General features: G+C 52.0%; 9 protein-coding genes. 3 read left to right on the forward strand and 6 right to left on the reverse strand.

What is annotated here, in order from left to right:
* Positions 1–181: 181 nt before the first annotated feature.
* Together FYZ48_RS08840 and FYZ48_RS08845 are read left to right on the forward strand one after the other, a co-directional pair.
* Positions 182–1,576 carry a GntP family permease gene (locus FYZ48_RS08840; RefSeq protein ID WP_149339470.1) on the forward strand — a complete coding sequence of 465 codons (1,395 nt, stop codon included), beginning with the start codon at positions 182–184 and terminating at the stop codon, positions 1,574–1,576.
* A 105-nt stretch (positions 1,577–1,681) separates the two neighbouring features.
* The gene (locus tag FYZ48_RS08845) at positions 1,682–2,611 is read left to right on the forward strand and encodes a DUF6807 domain-containing protein (protein WP_149339472.1); all 930 of its coding nucleotides are present in this window, start codon (positions 1,682–1,684) and stop codon (positions 2,609–2,611) included.
* Here the strand turns inward: FYZ48_RS08845 and FYZ48_RS08850 are convergent, their stop codons facing one another.
* On the reverse strand, positions 2,612–3,919 hold the full coding sequence (locus tag FYZ48_RS08850) for a BBP7 family outer membrane beta-barrel protein (RefSeq protein WP_149339474.1): 1,308 nt from the start codon (positions 3,917–3,919) through the stop codon (positions 2,612–2,614). It abuts the gene before it with no gap.
* Positions 3,920–3,988: 69 nt separating this feature from the next.
* A complete protein-coding gene (locus tag FYZ48_RS08855) occupies positions 3,989–7,861 on the reverse strand; it encodes a beta strand repeat-containing protein (protein ID WP_149339476.1) in 3,873 nt (1,290 codons plus the stop codon).
* Positions 7,862–8,661: 800 nt separating this feature from the next.
* Between FYZ48_RS08855 and FYZ48_RS08860 the strand changes: the two genes are divergently transcribed.
* Positions 8,662–9,603 (forward strand): prenyltransferase/squalene oxidase repeat-containing protein, encoded by a 942-nt coding sequence (locus tag FYZ48_RS08860; protein ID WP_149339478.1) that lies wholly within the window; start codon positions 8,662–8,664, stop codon positions 9,601–9,603.
* A 56-nt stretch (positions 9,604–9,659) separates the two neighbouring features.
* On the opposite strand, the gene FYZ48_RS08865 is transcribed toward FYZ48_RS08860, so the two are convergent.
* From FYZ48_RS08865 to FYZ48_RS08880, 4 genes are all read right to left on the reverse strand, one after another.
* A complete protein-coding gene (locus FYZ48_RS08865; RefSeq protein WP_149339480.1) occupies positions 9,660–10,370 on the reverse strand; it encodes a zinc ribbon domain-containing protein in 711 nt (236 codons plus the stop codon).
* A gap of 223 nt (positions 10,371–10,593) precedes the next feature.
* Positions 10,594–12,276, reverse strand: a complete 1,683-nt coding sequence (gene rpoD / locus FYZ48_RS29835) for an RNA polymerase sigma factor RpoD (protein WP_145042719.1) — start codon at positions 12,274–12,276, stop codon at positions 10,594–10,596.
* A 25-nt stretch (positions 12,277–12,301) separates the two neighbouring features.
* Positions 12,302–14,218, reverse strand: a complete 1,917-nt coding sequence (gene dnaG, locus FYZ48_RS08875; RefSeq protein WP_187781939.1) for a DNA primase — start codon at positions 14,216–14,218, stop codon at positions 12,302–12,304.
* Between the two features lie 461 nt (positions 14,219–14,679).
* Positions 14,680–16,320 carry a hypothetical protein gene (locus tag FYZ48_RS08880; protein ID WP_149339484.1) on the reverse strand — a complete coding sequence of 547 codons (1,641 nt, stop codon included), beginning with the start codon at positions 16,318–16,320 and terminating at the stop codon, positions 14,680–14,682.
* Positions 16,321–16,429 lie beyond the last annotated feature (109 nt).

Below are 16,429 nucleotides of genomic sequence, written 5' to 3' on the forward strand. Positions count from 1 at the left end.
GACACGAAGCAGATTCATCCTACACAAAGCAGCAGGTCTGTGAAAGCAACCTTTTCTTAACCTTTTTCACTAAATCAGCCTCTCTGTTTTCTCGCTTAGACTGGGTTGCGTCGTGCCTCAATCTTTGTAATGCTCGTTAGCACTCACGATATACGCCTAAGATTTTCCCGGAGAAGCGCTTATGTTGGAAAACTACCCCTTTATCATCTTGGCGATCGGCATCGCCACTGTGATTGGCATGATCATCTTTCTGAAAATCAACGCCTTTCTGGCGTTGATCACGGCAGCCATGGTCGTCAGCCTGCTGGGCCCCGCGTCTGCAGATGGGATCAACCGCATGAAACGAGTGGCGATCGCCTTTGGCGACTCGGTCTCGGGGATCGGGATCGTGATTGCGCTGGCTGCGATCATCGGTAAATGTATGATGGACAGCGGCGCTGCGGACCGGATTGTCCGTACGTTTCTCAAGGTGATGGGGGAAAAGAACGCCTCCTTTGCGCTGATGGGAAGTGGCTTCGTGCTGGCGGTGCCTGTCTTCTTTGATACGGTATTCTACCTGCTGATTCCGCTGGCCCGTTCGCTGTATCGCAGCACTAAACGAAATTACCTGATGTACGTGATGGCGATTGCCGCCGGGGGGGCGATCACACATACGCTGGTTCCCCCGACCCCCGGACCGCTGGCGATGGCCGACAATCTGGGCGTCGACCTGGGCAAGATGATCTTCGTGGGTGCCCTGGTTGCTTTACCGGCTGCTTTTGTGGGGATCTTCTTCAGCATGTTCGCCAATAAAAAAATGGACATTCCCATGCGGGAAGTCGCCGAACATACTGAACCTGATCCGCTCAAAGAGGAAGAGCTCCCTTCTCTGGTCGTTTCACTGTTACCGATTGTCCTGCCCGTTCTGATGATCACGGCCAACACCCTGGTCAACTCCCTGCTGGCCGGCGGCGTCGGTCCCCAGGCATTCCTGACCAGTGTCAGTCCTTTTACTTCGATTATCGGTGACGCCAACTTCGCGCTGCTGGTCGCGACAGCGATTTCGCTGATTATTCTCTTCCGACAACGTGACCTGACACTGCTCAAACTGGGAGCCACGGTTGAAGAAGCCCTGATGAGCGGGGGCGTGATTATTTTGATCACAGCCGGCGGCGGTGCCTTCGGAAAGATGCTGACCGTCGCTCAGATTGGCCCGGCGATTCAGGGCATGTTCAGCACCGAAGAAACAAAAGTTGCCGGCATGAGCTTTCTGATTCTCGGTTTCGGCATTGCAGCACTGCTCAAAGTCGCCCAGGGTTCCAGTACCGTGGCCATGATTACGACATCCGCTATGCTGGCGACGATGAATGTCAATTCCGAAATGCTGGGCTTCGATCCGGTTTACCTGGCGACCGCCATCGGTGCAGGTTCGCTGATCGGTTCCTGGATGAACGACAGTGGCTTCTGGATTTTCTGTAAGATGAGTGGTCTCACCGAAGAAGAGGCACTCAAATCGTGGACTCCTTTATTGCTCGTGCTGGGATGCACCAGTCTGGCAACCACGGTTCTGCTGTCAATCGTCTGGCCGATGAGCTGAGTTTCGTCAGGAATTCGTACTGCTTTACACTGCCGGAAGCACCTCGTATGCTGAAGGCAGTATTGATCAGATAGAACCGCGACTGCCTTTGACAGGATCTCCGGTATGAGCCAGCTGTTTCCCGACTGCCAGATTGTTCCGCTGCCTGATTTTCAGTTCGCGTTTCAGATCAAAGGGAAGGAGCGGCTCAGGTGGCATCACTCTCCTGAATATTCACGTCCCTTCTTTTATCCACTTACGGGGCCGTCGGGGGTTCCTTTAACGCGGATCGGACATCCAGGGGCGCCGAACCATGACCACCACCGTTCGGTCTGGTTCGCCCATCACCAGGTGCTGGGGATTAACTTCTGGGCGGAGAACACGGGAGCGACCATCCGGCAGAAGCGCTGGATCAGTATTGATGAGACCGACGCAGAAGCGATCCTGGCGGTCGAACTGGACTGGAATGATGGCCATAATCCGGCGGCCCTGCTGAGACAGGAAATGATCGCCGCCGTCAGGACGAATGAGGCGGATGAGCTGTTTCTCGAACTGCAGACCACGTTTCATCCCACGGCAGCAACTCTTGAATTTCAGAAAACCAATTTCGGCTTTCTGGCGGTGCGCGTGGCGCGTTCGATTTCGAGCTACTTCGGAGCCGGGACGATCACCAGCAGTACAGGACAGGTCGGGGAAAAGAATATCTTTGGCAAACCGGCGAACTGGATGGACTATTCCGGCCCGGTGACTCCTGAAGTCACGGAAGGAATCACTTATTTCTGCCATCCCGACAACCCGGTGGCGGGGACAGAAAAGCCGGTCTGCTGGCATGTCCGCGAGGATGGCTGGATGGGAGCCGCGCCCTGCATGCACGGGCCACTGGAAACGACGCGTCAGTCTCCGTTGACCTTTCGCTTTCTGCTGCATGCCCATGCGAATCAGCTGCATGCTGATCAGGCGGATCGAATCTACCAGGTTTTTGCTGCCAGTCCGGGCTACCAGATTCGGAAGCCCGAGAAACGTCACACGACGGCGACGGTCGTTCGCAAATCCTGATTACCAGATCAGTTCAATACCGGCGGTGATACCATCTGCAGAGAACTTGCTGTTGTCATCGCGAACCCGGGTACCGACGGCAGGGTTAGCTGCGGTACGATCTTCATTGTAGTCAATGATATTGAAGGCACGTGAGATCTGGCCGACGAACAGGTAGTCGTAGCCGACGAAGCAACGGAAGTGCTCATTCACATTCACTTTGGCGTACAAAGAAATCTGGAATGTAGGTGAGAACTCGTTGTTTTTATCGACGGTGACAATCCGGGGATCCGAAGGCTGGAACAGCTGTTCGGTCGCGACCTGGTTTGTATTCCGGTTGAAACCAAAGGTGAATTTAGGCTCCGCACCGATGGTAAAGCGGCTATGCTTGAATTCGGTACGGGCACCGAGGCTGGGACCAAAGACCCGGTTCTCGGTTTTGGAGTAGATCGTCGTTGTCCGGGGCAGACCAATGCCGCCGCCGGAATCGACTCCCACCTGGTTCATGGTTTCCTGCAGATCGATGAAGCGGAAACCAAACATCGGTTGCAGACGGAATCCATCGCCGGGCAGGTGCGGATCCATGAAATAGTTGATTCCGGTACCAGCCATCTGGGTGTCCAGATTGATGGTATAGCTGGTGTCATACACGTTGGTGTTCGAAGCAGGCGCTCCGTTAATTTTGAAGTTCGTCACGACGACGAGGTCATCGTCAGGAACGGAGTTCAACTGGGTGGCAAAAACGCTGTCGGTGGGACGAATCGATTTATTTTTGAAGATGCCCCAGACATTCCACTCCAGGCTACCTTCCGGCAGAGCGAATTCCAGTGCGGCCCGCATACCGTTGGTATCCATGGACTGATCGTTGTAATCCAGTTCCACCCCATCGCCACGGGCAATCCCGGTCGACCGGTCAAACACTGAATTGGGCTGAGTCGAATCGGTTACTCCCAGGATGGGGGTTCCCAGCAGCACATCGTCCGGCCCTTTTAATGACCAGTGGAGGTATTCCAGTTTGAGCTTGGAAGACTTAAACATATTTCCGATCTGTTTATCGATCGGCGAGTCATAAGCCCATCCGCGATCTACCGGCAACTGTCGGACGAGCGAGCGGGAATATGTATGCATGCCGGAGAAGAGACCGGGATCATTCATGTATTCCTCACCGGCCATGTCCGCATCACCGTGCATGACATATTCTACGGTGTCTTTATCGCCGGCGACGACCGAACGAGTTGCCAGGGGCAAGCCGGTCGAGCACAGCAGCACCAGTAGTGCACCCAGTCTGAATGGAGTAATCATCATTACTTTCCAGGATGTGCGACTCATCGATTAAAACCTTGAAATATTGGATCAAAACACAACAGAGTGTCAGTTAAAACGAGACTTCAGTCAGGATCAGGGTAACAGGAAGTTATTCAGGCTGATTTGACCGTTAAATGTACCCCCACCAGGATTGAACAGGATGAAGGTCCCGTTGTTGCCTACCGAGGTGACATTCACGACGTTGTTGACTCCTGTACCCAGCTGCAGTGGACCATTCGTCATGGCGTTGAAGCTGACTGCCGATTCGACTTCGAAGATATCTCCATCGAAGATGCTCAGGGTATTCCCATCAATCACAACCGAAGAGCTGGTCGCATCGATCAGGTCAAAGTAGATCGCATCGCTTCCAATCCCGGACATATTGATAATATTGTTGTTGACCTGCACATTGGAGTTAGCTGCCAGGTCGAGGAACCGCAGACCGAACGAATCAGCTCCTGCCATCACGATTCCCTGATCGTTGTTGTTCTGAATCAGGATATTCGAAGGACCTTCAGTCTGAACCTGAATACCTTCACTGTTTGTACCCGCAATGGTGAAGTTGTTCTGTCCGACGACCTGCAGGGTCATCAGGTCAGCCAGATCGCTACTGGTGGCATCAATGTCGATACCCTGGTTGTTCGTAGCACCGGTACCCACAAAGTTGTTGGCGTTAGCCACAAGCACGTTCATGGGGCCTTCCCAGATCACAGCCAGACCAGCCGTATTGGAGACACTGGTTGTGATATCGTTTCCTTCCAGTGAGACATTCAACACTGAGTCATCCAGCAGTCCGCCAGACTCGATGCGGATCGCATCGGCACTGTCGTCTGTAATGGTGTTGTTCTGCAGGATCAGCGTGAAGCTGTCATCATTGGTGTCATCCAGTTCGATATTCGCGAGGTATTGGAGTGAATGCTCATCAGCGGCGGTACCGTTATCCAGCAGTTCCGAATCGATCATCTGGAAAGTACGACCGTTGATAATCCGGATACCGTCTCCGGCCGAGTCTTCAACACGAACGCGTGTCAGGTTCAGACGGGGACCATCGGCAACCGTTGTCTGATGCCATTCGATACCGGATGTTGTCGGAATCTGGATTTCCAGACCGTCGATGTTCACCCGGTCAATATCTTCCATCCAGACACCGTGTCTGGCGGCAGTAATCGTACCACCGGAATCGATGGTGGCTCCATCACCGGCGATTGAGAACAGACCGGGAGTACGCACCAGGCGAATACCGGCACTGTTCAGATAAAAGGCGTTATCTCCGGCAGTGGAGATCCCGTTCAGGTCGGGACCTGAAGTCGGACCAGCGGTAACCGAGGTCAGGTTCATGGAAAGGCTGGTATCTTCGATGTCGATTGCAGCCGCATCAGTCACAGTGATGATACCACCCGATGAACTGATTGTTCCGGCGTTATTATTGGCGATGAATGCCAGGTTATCCGTGGCGGTGATATTCAGGTCACCAAAGTTCACATTCCCCGGGTTGTCTTCCACATAGACACCCACTGCAGGCACAATCGGAAGTGGTCCCGTGTATGCGGCACTGTTAGCAGTCACATTCAGAGAGCCAAAGCTGACGATAGGAGTATTGTTCAGAATATGAACTACGGGGACAGTGGCCCCTGTCGTTCCGGTGACGGTCGCATTGTTGAATGAAACCTGTCCTGCAGTGCCACCCTCTCCTGCATTATTGATCAGCAGTACTGAGTTCGTCGTACTGTTATTAGACAGGACAGCGTTCCCCAGGCGGAAGACGGGGCTGTCGTCCAGGATGATGATCGCTTCATTGGCAGTCCCGGTGACAGTTGTTGTGCCTGTCACACTGAAGACCCCTGTGTTGCCACCGTTATTGAACGAGATACCTTCGCCGTTACTTCCGGTGATTCCCAGGCTTCCGCCAAAGGAGATGTTTCCGGAAGTGTTGTTTACGTCAATACCATGATCGGTTACCGCTGAGGCCCCGTTGGTCATGGTAGTATTTCCGACCACGGACATGTTACCAGACAGGTTTTCAACCAGAATACCGGCACCAGCCCGGTTCAGAATGTTGATGTCCTGCATCTGGAACACACCCTGATAATCTTCGACAAAGATACTGGGGCCGGTCGCACCATCAATAATGGTCGCCGCCTGGGCTGTATTTCTGAAAGTGACGACTGCATTAGCAGTTCCGCCGGTTACATAGATACCATCGTTGACTGTAGTGGGAACGTAGGCCCCGCTTTTGGTAATAGTCACATTATCCAAAACGGCACCACCACCAATGTTGTTGATCAAGATACCCTGGCCATCGGTGTCTTCGATTGAAGAATCCGTCATGTTGACTGAACCGCCGGTGGTATTCTGGACCAGCACCGCACGACCATCTCCAGTATTGGTAATGGTACCTGTGCTGTAGCGAAGCAGCGGATCTCCGCCGTCCACTACGAAAGCGTTTCCGGCAGAGTTAGTCACATTGGTTGAAGTGAAGGCCAGGCTGCCGGTGGTACTGCTCAGGAAGATTCCCTCACCGGCGGCATTATTCACGTCGTTGTAATTCGCAATCGTTTCGGAGACACCAATCCCCACGATACCGCGTCCGGTGGGATTATTGATGATAAACCCGGAGAATTCACTGTCAGACGCGAGGATGGCACCATCGCCAACGGTGTCGTTAAAGGTAGGCCGTACGAGGCTGTTCGGACGCAGCGGGTCGCCATAGGAGGGCGAGTTTGGCAGCAGTTTCGAACCGAAGCCCTGAACGTTGAAGAAATGGTTTACGCCCTGTCCTTCACCCAGGATCCGGTCTCCCGAGACGAGTGAGATCGGTGGCCCATTGTTGAATTCACTACCTGCATGGGTGAAGATGATGTCGCGATCAGGACCAGCCTGGGCATCGGCAATGGTCTGGTAAGGATCGAGTACCGCACCGGTACCGCCCGGTCCGGCAAGTGAATCGACGTGTGATACCGTCCAGGGTGTTCCCGTGGCCGGGTTGATGGCGGTCAGACCGGAGTCCACCACATCACGCTGTTCGATGACCACGTTGTAGTTTCTGCGAACCCGCTCGGCCATGCGGTACATCTGAGTGGATTTTTCCATCTTGTTCCACTCGGGCTTGCCGGCAAAGGTCCAGGTGATATTGAAGAACACATTTGTTTTGAATGTGTCGTCGTTGGTGACCGATAATTCCGCCAGAACGTTAGGCAATGGTTCGGCCTGTAAACGACCACGCCAGCCCCAGACCTGCGGGCTGCCACTTGCCTGGAAATTGTAAGTACCGGCGTAAACCCGGGTTTCAAATTTCTGGGCCAGTTCCCCCCAGACCGGAACACCGATTTCCGTATCGAAGCCCCGCATGGCGGTTCCGATGGTACGAGTCTGATCATAGAGGATGTTGAATCCGGAGTACCGCTGACTGCCGTTATTAAACTGCAGATCGAGCTGTTGCTGACGGTTTCCGAAGGGAATGTAGAAGTTGGCATTGGCATCCCAGTAGCGACCCATCGTTTCGACGTTCAGGGCTGCCTGCTGGAAAACTTTATTGGTTGAGTCATCACGATCGTAGTAGAAACCGAAACCAAAGATCCGGTCGGTGTCGTAGTTGTAGAATCGATAAGCGATACCACCGGTTCCCCCGAGGTTGCCCCGGTTGGTCCGGAACAGTCTGAAGTTACCGAACAGCATTCCGGCGTCATCCGGGTTCTTGGTGTGGGTAAACAGGTAGGGCATTGCTTCCAGGTGCGTGATTGATTCATTCAGACCAATGGTCTTGCCTGCCTGGTGACCGACGCGGAACAGAGCCCCCATCCCGTTCCCGGGAACGACCGACGGGATTCCATCAAACGTATCATCGACTTCACTTCCGTCTGCAATGATTGTTGTGAAATCACCTTCTTCATCTGCCAGTACTGTTCCCGACATGGCGGAGATTGCCAGCACGATAGCGCCCGCAATCAGGCGGAATGCAATTTTCATAAATCGTCCAGAATAGCTTGATGTCGACACAGGCATCTGTTTTACCTCGGCAAAGCACGCAGAGTGCAATTTGGCGTTTTTGTCCCGCTGTGTTGTATTTTGATCTGTCATGAAATTTTCTGGTTCTATGACAAGTTTTTCAGGAAAACCCATGAGATTTATCTCAACAAGAAATCTTCTGAATTCGGGAATGAGCCAGGGGAGCAGACTCCTCAGACTCAATTGGTCAAGTCGTATCTACGCTACGTATCTGCACTCAATGACAGACGAAGTCCCCACGGCAAGCAGACTGCTGCCGAATGGTGACACCTGTTATTGAACGTGATTAAATTTTATTGTGAATCAGGGAGGGTTCAGCCCGACCAGTCAGTAATCATCGAGAGAGAGTTGTGATCATTACGGATTCTCCGCAGAGAAACTGGTCCGACTTATATTGGATTTGTTGTAACGGGCTCCGGAAAAATCAGGTTTTTACCGGAAACATGTTACTGGTATTTGATAAGTATTCAGGTTGTTTTTAATGTGAAATGGTACTCGCAAGAATCCAGAGTCAGCCTTGAGGACAAGTTTGCTCTGTTTTGAACTGCTGATCAGCCAGAACTGGCTAGACCGTATACAGTCCAGAGAGAGAATGATTCTTAGAGTATAAGAGATGTTGGGCGGGAACATATTCCAAATTCAAAATCGACGAAAGGCGAATTTGACCTTTCCCCTCAGAATTTTTTGACAATTTTCAAAATAGTCTCGCTCAAAGAATACCCCGCCCCCGCCTTCTGTATTGAAAAATCACGATCGGTTTCATGAACCAGCAACCCTACTTAGTGCATCTTGCCTTGCGTCTGGCAGCAGGCCTGGAACAATACTCTGCGTCCGATCTGGAGAAACATCGCACCTTCATTCGCGCGCAGCAGCAGCCCGATGGTGGTTTTTCCGGGAGAGAGGGAGGCTCAGACCTTTATTACACGGGATTTGCCGTTCGCAGTCTTGGAATTCTGGGAGGTCTGGAGCCGGCAGAAACGGAATCCCTCTGCGGTTATCTGAAGAGCTTTTCGCTGGAAACTCTTACCACCATTGATCTTTTGAGCTGGTTGTACTGCGCGTTAATCGTCCAGGCTTCCGGGGGCCCCGATCTACTGGCTGAGGTGCCTGAAAACTGGAACACCCGGATTGCAGCACGGCTCGAAACGCTCCGGACTGAAGATGGCGGCTACGCGAAGTCCGACCAGGGGGCATTGGGAAGTACTTATCACATCTTCCTGATCGTGTTGATCTATCAGTTGATCGGCGTGGATCTTCCGTCGCCGAACCGACTGATTCAGTTCCTGTTTGACATGCAGCGGGATGATGGCGGCTTCGTCGAAATTGCTCCCATGAAACGCAGCGGCACCAATCCGACCGCGGCGGCCGTCGCCACTCTGATCATCCTGGAAGCGATGGATGACGAATTGAAGTCAGATGTCAGGGACTTTCTAAACCAGGTCAAAAGTTCTGAGGGAGGCTTTCAAGCCAATACCCGCATTCCGTTTGCGGATGGTCTATCGACCTTTACCGGATTACTGACCGCGCAGGACCTGGGCTTAAACGAGATCATGGATCTGGAACAGGTCCGGAAATTCATGCAGGAATGGCTCGAGTTTCCAACTGGCGGGTTTCGCGGTGCCAGCTGGGACGAACAAGCCGATGTGGAATATACGTTTTATGGCCTGGGAGTGCTCGCGTTACTCGGACAGGCGGCTCAGTAAGCCAGAACTGAGAACACGCATCTGATTCATGCGAATTCCCACGTTATTTCCAGGCTTTACTCCAGGGTGTCGTCCATATAGAGCAGACGTCCGCAGGACTTGCAGAACACCAGTCGACCGGAATTGAGCTCGACCCGCAGTTGAGGCTCAATCATGACATTACAGGCAGAGCAGAACTTGCCCGCCACATTTGCCAGTGCACCTGCACCGTGAGAGCGAGTCAGACGGGAAAACTGAACTTTGAGATCAGCGGGGATAATCTGCTCGGCATCGGTGATCGCTGCCTGGCATTCCTTGATTTCTTCATCGAGCGATGCTTTGGCAGATTCAAAGTCCTGTTCGACTTTTTTGGCATCTGCGAAAGCGGTTTTGATTTTCGCTTCCCAGTCTTTCGCTTCCTGATCTTTCGCGTCGATTTTATCCATCAGTTCGAGGATTTCATCTTCCAGTACACTGTTTGCCATCTGGTCAGCGGCGATCTGTCCTTTAATAATGTCAAACTCTTTGTTGGAAGCGGCCGTATTCAGTTTCCCCTTAAGATCCAGAATTTTGGCTTCATTCGACTGTAAGTCGAGATTCTTCTGCTGCACCTGTTTCTTTAACTGGGTAATCTGCTCCTGGACGGTTTTGAGGTGCTCTTCCTGCTTTTGTGCAAACTGTTCTTTCAGCTTGATCCGTTTGGGGCCTTGTTCCAATTTCAGGTTCACATCATGCATTCTCAGATAGAGATGATGTAAGGCTTTCAAACTGGCAGCAGTTGTTGACATGTTAAAGAACTCCGGAATCGCTTTGAAAAGTCGCCTCAGGCTCTGGAAACCATCAGGCTCGATGCGTTTAGTTTGTTATAAAGTTTTCGACAGCAAATAGCCAGACATACGGCAGAAAACTGTCAGATCTTCCTTTTCCCTGCTGCAGAGAGCATTGCTTTCGAGCAAATCGTGCCCTGCAGCCAAAAAAAAACGCCGATCAAAACTGATCGGCGTTGTGAATTCAGATACTGGCTGAGGCCGTTGTATCCGCGGATTCCTCTTCGGACTCCGTCTGTCCCCAGTCGGGGACCAGACCTTCAATAAAGCCCTGCAGCTGTTTGCTGCGGACCGGATGTTGCAGCTTGCGTACCGCCTTGGCTTCGATCTGGCGAACACGTTCCCGCGTCACTTTGAAGATCCGACCGACTTCTTCCAGCGTGTAGGTGTAACCGTCTCCCAGACCAAACCGCAGTTTGATGATCTCCCGCTCACGATAAGTGAGGGTTTTCAGGACATGATCAATCTTGTCCTTGAGCATTTCCTGGCTGGCGGTGTTGACCGGGCTGTCCGAATCGGAGTCTTCAATGAAGTCACCGAAGTAGCTGTCTTCGCTCTCGCCGACGGGACGGTCCAGACTGATCGGATGCCGCGAAATCTTAAGTACGCGGCGGGTCTCTTCCAGGCTGATGCCGGCGACTTCTGCCGTTTCTTCCAGGGTGGGCTCACGACCGTTTTCCTGCAGCAGCTGTTTGCTGACTTTACGCAGTTTGGACATGGTTTCGATCATGTGCACAGGAATACGAATGGTTCGTGCCTGATCGGCAATCGCCCGGGTAATGGCCTGTCGAATCCACCAGGTGGCGTATGTCGAGAATTTATAACCGCGACGATACTCGTATTTGTCGACCGCACGCATCAGGCCGGTATTGCCTTCCTGAATCAGGTCCAGGAAGCTCAGGCCACGATTGCGGTATTTCTTGGCGATTGAAACCACCAGACGCAGGTTACCGCCGGACAGTTCACGCATTGCGGTTTCGTAATCGAGGTACCGCTGCTTGACCGCTTTGATGCGTTCCCGCAGGGTTTCCGGTGTTTCCATCGTCATCATGACCAGATCCTGCAGTTCCCGCTCGAGGTTTGCACGATCGTCTTTGGAGTTTTTGACGCGGAGATCATCGAGATCCCGGATCTGATCTTCCAGTTCGGTCATTCGCTGTGAAATCTGTTCGAGACGCTTCATGCCGATCTGCAGACGTTGCGTCCGCAGGCTGAGCTCTTCGATCAGAGTTGCCATTTTGCGGCGGCGTTTCATCAGCGTTGTATACGCTTCTCGCCGCTGAGTCTTGGTCATTTCCGGATCGATGAACCGCTGGAAGTCAGCATTGTTCTTACTGCTGAGGTATTCCAGGGTTTTCAGGTTGTGAGGCATCCGCCCCAGGATCTGATTCTTTTCCAGGCCTTCGGTGACGGAGACTTTAATGGTCCGGTCGAAAGGCAGCTCGGTTTTGTGAACCTTGTCCAGAATGTCGATGGCCTGCCGCATGGCGTAGTCGCTGCTGAGCAGCTCGCGGCGGAAGCGACGACGGGTGATTTCGATTTTCTTCGCCAGGCGAATTTCTTCGTCCCGGGTCAGCAGCGGAATTTCACCCATCTGTGTGAGGTACATCCGCACCGGATCATCGATTTTCCGGGAGAGGTCATCGGAACGGGTCCGTCCCTTCGGCTTCTCCGGCTGGAGCACCGTGATGACCTGATCGGGAATAATGTCTAAGTCGATTTCTTCAATGGTCAGCAGGAGGTTATCCAGCTTCTCAGGATTCAGCGCTTCATCGGGCAGATAAGCGCTGACCTGATCATAAGTCAGATAACCCTGCTTTATTCCATTTTCAATCAGTTCATTCAATCGGGCGTCGAGTCGGTGCACGTTGCTTCTCCCAATCTCTTTTAAGTTAATGGGTCTCAAGTGAATTCTTTTTATGTCGTTTCTGGTGGAACTCGGATGCCTTCTTCAACAGCTCCTTGGCATCGGAACTCAAAGTATTGTTCTGAACTTTCTGGACCAGAACTCCTTTGGTCCGTTCATGATGTTCCCGTTCTTCCCGCCATTTGAGATTCTGAATGGAATGTTTCAGAAAATGGGGAATCCCTTCATGGGGAACAGGCGAAGAGTGGAGTTTGGTGTGAATCGCTTTTTCGTGGGCCTGGAAGTCGATTTTGACGACCAGCTGCTTCATGTCCGGATCGTCAACACGATCCAGAATACGATTCATTTCCGGGACGATCCCCTCTTCCGTTAAGTCGATGCTTAACTGGTAAAGAAAGCGTAGACGGGGATCTTTCAGGTTGGCTGGCGATATATGTTGATGAATCTGGGGAACACATTCGGGGTATACAAAGATGATTTCAAGAAGTTCGCTCTCAAGTTGATTATCTTTCGCTGAATTTTCTGAAGTTCCACCGATTCCGGAGGTGTGGTCTGCACTCGGAGTTGAATGGGGGTCGTTTGAAGGGACACTCGGATTCAGACTGGGGTTTTGCTTCTGTTTGACTTCACTTAATCGTTTTCGGACAACGGTTTCGTTTAAGCTCAGTCGATCTGCTAACTTTCTTAATATGATATCTTCACGTATTTTGCCGGTTAAGTTTGGACTTGCGGCCAGAAGCTCCAGCATTTCTTCTAAAATTCGGTGTTGTCCATCAATTGACTCCAGTCCAAATTTGTCAACACAGAGATTCAATTTAAAAATCCAGGCTTCCGGGGCTTGTGCGATCAACTGCTGCAAACTCTTTGCCCCCTGCTGTTCCAGAAAATCTGCCGGATCCTGGCCTGCCGGCAGCGTTAAAATACGTAAATCTACTTCCTGAGCGATGAATTTCGTTAAAGCCCGCTCCGCAGCCTGCTGTCCTGCGGTATCGCCATCAAATACCAGTACGACTTTACGTGCCAGCCGTTTGAGATAAGTCACATGAGATTCTGTCAGAGCCGTCCCCAGTGTGGCTACGACATTGGTCACACCAAACTGATGAGCTGTAATGCAATCAGTGTACCCTTCTACTACGACAACTGTCTCCGTTTCGCGAATTCCCTGTCGCGCTTCATCCAAGCCAAACAGCAGTTTGCTCTTAGTGAAAATCACACTTTCCGGACTGTTAAAATATTTCGCCAGTTTTCCTGTGCCGGCCCCGGGCAGGATACGTCCCCCGAATGCAACAACCCGCTTTCGCTCGTCGTGAACCGGAAACATCACCCGATTAACGAAATAATCAGAACAACGTGACTGCCCCTCTTTTCTGAAGATCAGTTTTGCTTCCAGCAGCAGCTGTTCGGGAAAACGATTGCGTGATCGATTGACCAGCCATTGCCAGTCATCCGGATGAAAACCGAGATTAAACTGCCGCATGGTCTCTTCGGTAAAGCCCCGGTCTTCCATCAGGTAACGGCGGGCATATTCTCCCACCGAAGTCTCCATCAGACATTCATGGAACTGGCTTTCCGCCCATTTCATGACGTCATACAGACTCGACTTCTCTAATGGCTGCTGTCCGCCCTGCGAATGACGGGGGGTGAACTTGGGAACTTCCAGATGGGCCTTCTCGGCCAGAATCTTGAGTGCCTCGACAAAGTCGACCCGGTCGTATTCCATCACCCAGGAAAAGCAGTCTCCGCCGAGGTTACAGACCCAGCAGCGCCAGGTTCCGCGCTCGGGGGAGATGACCATGGACGGATTATGATCGTTATGAAAGGGACACAATCCTTTGAAATCGCGCCCATTGGGAGTCAGCTGAACCGACTCTGCGACCAGTTCTACCAGGTCTGTCCTCTGGCGGACCAGTTCTTTGAAATGTTGATCAAATCCTGGCGACACCAGTTTCTCCTGAACAGTTAAGAAGCAGCCCGAATGCCAGTTTCCATCAACAGCTGGAAAGTGAACATTTTTACATAAACCTAGAGTGCTTCCCTGCTCAACTCTGTGTCCTCAAATTCTACACCATAGAAGGAGAGGGTCAAGAAAATGCGAATCTGGATTGTTCAGACTCACCGTCGCTTAAGGTCAAAATTTGTATAATGTTACAAAAATGCCTCATCGCGCAACTTCAACGGATACCTTAAACTGACCTCTACTCCCCCTGTCTGCTTAATTAGGAAACTTGTGATGCTTTATCACCTCAGCCCCCGAAGCATTAGACAGTTGGTTTGTATGAATTATCCCTATTATACCCCCCTGGTGAGTGTCTGCAATCTTCCTGAGAAAGAAACCTGACCGGTTATGGGACTCCCCCTGCGCAGAATGATGCGATTCGCGACACACGTCAGGACAGCAGACTGCTAACTGGCAGCTGCTTCTTCCTGCGGTTCCTCTGTTGGAGCATCTGCCTGTTTAATCTGCCAGAGAGAGATATTGCCGAACTTCTCGCTGCACTTGGGGCATTTCGCTTTGGCAATTGCTTTGCCGGTTTTGCCGCCGATCCGTTCCTTCTTGCGTGAATCTTCGCTGACGATTAACTGGCAGCCCTGACATTGTCGGCCTACCAGGGTCAGCTCGATTTCGGGATCGGCTTCGTAGAATTCGAGATTCTCGTTCTCAAGTGCTTCGAACTGCTCTTCGCTGTAGTGACAGGTGACCTGTCGCGTTTCATCGGTCAGCGGAATTCCAGAGTCAGGACCGAGGTCACCGACGCTGTGCAGTTCCTGGAGTGCTTCAGCAAACTTACGATATTCGGTCAGACTGAACGTCAGATACTGATTTTCCTTGCTGTCTTCCTGTTTCGGCAGGGCGATCGCTATGCGACCTTTTCCGAAGACGGGAACGCCGGCAAAAATCGATTCGTGATCGTACATCGTCGGAAAGACGACTTTCAGCTTCGAGATCTGATCTGCTGAGAGCGTCTGTACGCTGGCGGCCGGGATTTCCGCATCATCCTTTTCTTCACGAAGATGCTGGGCGATATCAATACGCGCTTTATCCTGTTTATCCTTGGAGCCCCCTCCGAGGAGACCGGCTTTCACCAGACCGAGCAACAGCATGCGCTCCGGGGAAATGGCCACATCGACGGTGGAAAAAGTCTTTTCCAGACTGTTGGGTTTCAGCTTGAGCTTGGTCGGATCGACGGCGTGCAGTTTCAGATTCTGGAACCAGTGCTTGTAAGCACCGGGATCGAAGGTCTCATCTCCTGCTGCGGCTTCCTTCTCTGTACCGGAGTCAGCTGATTCCTCATCTGTCGCCTTGGGAGATCCCATGGGTACCAGATACATGACATTACAGGCAGGACATTTTCCGGCAGACCCGCGATATTCCTCGCGGACACGGATGCGATGTCCATTCGGGCAGTAAACGACAATACCACCTTCAATTTTGCCACTACGTCGACGACGGCGTCCCCCTTTACGGCGACGCTTCTCTTCTTTTTCTTCCTGCAAAGCCACATCCAGCAGTACATCGCCGCCGGTCGCAACGGAATGATCTTCATCGGGCTCTGAGGGCGCTGCTTTTGGTTTGGACTCGTCTTCAGCTTCCGCTTTTTCAGCTGCTTCCTCTTCGGCGGCATGCTGTTGTGCTTCTTCAGCAGACTCTTCCCGTGCCAGAGGGATGGTTGATGGTTCCTGTTCGCTGACCTCAACGCCGCCTGCCAGCTGAAAGTCGTCGTCGCTGGCTTCGTACTCTGTGACGGAGACACTCTGATCGAGTTCGAAGTCGTCATCGTCGCGATCAGAATAAGCGGTCATGGTGGCGGTTGAAGCGCGTGATTCTTCCTCAGCAGACTCGTCCGATTCTTCAGGAAGCGGACTGAAAATCATTGGCGGCGGATTTTCCTGCATCTTGCGATAGGCTTCCGCTATATCTTCCCGCATGAAAGAGCCACAGTTCCAGCAACGGACCAGACCGACGCGGACCATTTCATTACACAACGGACACGGTGTTTCATTAGAGTTAGTATTCTGTTCATCCGGAGTTATGTCGTTGGACATACTAAATCCCTGTACCTGGATAAAAACGTAGATGATGACTGGGAGATAAACAAATCATAATTACTTCATCACTTCTGAGCTGAGTATAAGACTCGAAAAGAATACAAAT

The sequence above is a fragment of the Gimesia chilikensis genome (assembly GCF_008329715.1).
GTDB classification, from domain to species: domain Bacteria; phylum Planctomycetota; class Planctomycetia; order Planctomycetales; family Planctomycetaceae; genus Gimesia; species Gimesia chilikensis.

Bases quoted from the DNA above. Each gene is read 5' to 3' on its own strand.
- FYZ48_RS08840 (WP_149339470.1), top strand. From the start codon at position 182: ATGTTGGAAAACTACCCCTTTATCATCTTGGCGATCGGCATCGCCACT.
- FYZ48_RS08845 (WP_149339472.1), top strand. From the start codon at position 1,682: ATGAGCCAGCTGTTTCCCGACTGCCAGATTGTTCCGCTGCCTGATTTT.
- FYZ48_RS08850 (WP_149339474.1), bottom strand. From the start codon at position 3,919: ATGAGTCGCACATCCTGGAAAGTAATGATGATTACTCCATTCAGACTG.
- FYZ48_RS08855 (WP_149339476.1), bottom strand. From the start codon at position 7,861: ATGAAAATTGCATTCCGCCTGATTGCGGGCGCTATCGTGCTGGCAATC.
- FYZ48_RS08860 (WP_149339478.1), top strand. From the start codon at position 8,662: ATGAACCAGCAACCCTACTTAGTGCATCTTGCCTTGCGTCTGGCAGCA.
- FYZ48_RS08865 (WP_149339480.1), bottom strand. From the start codon at position 10,370: ATGTCAACAACTGCTGCCAGTTTGAAAGCCTTACATCATCTCTATCTG.
- FYZ48_RS08880 (WP_149339484.1), bottom strand. From the start codon at position 16,320: ATGTCCAACGACATAACTCCGGATGAACAGAATACTAACTCTAATGAA.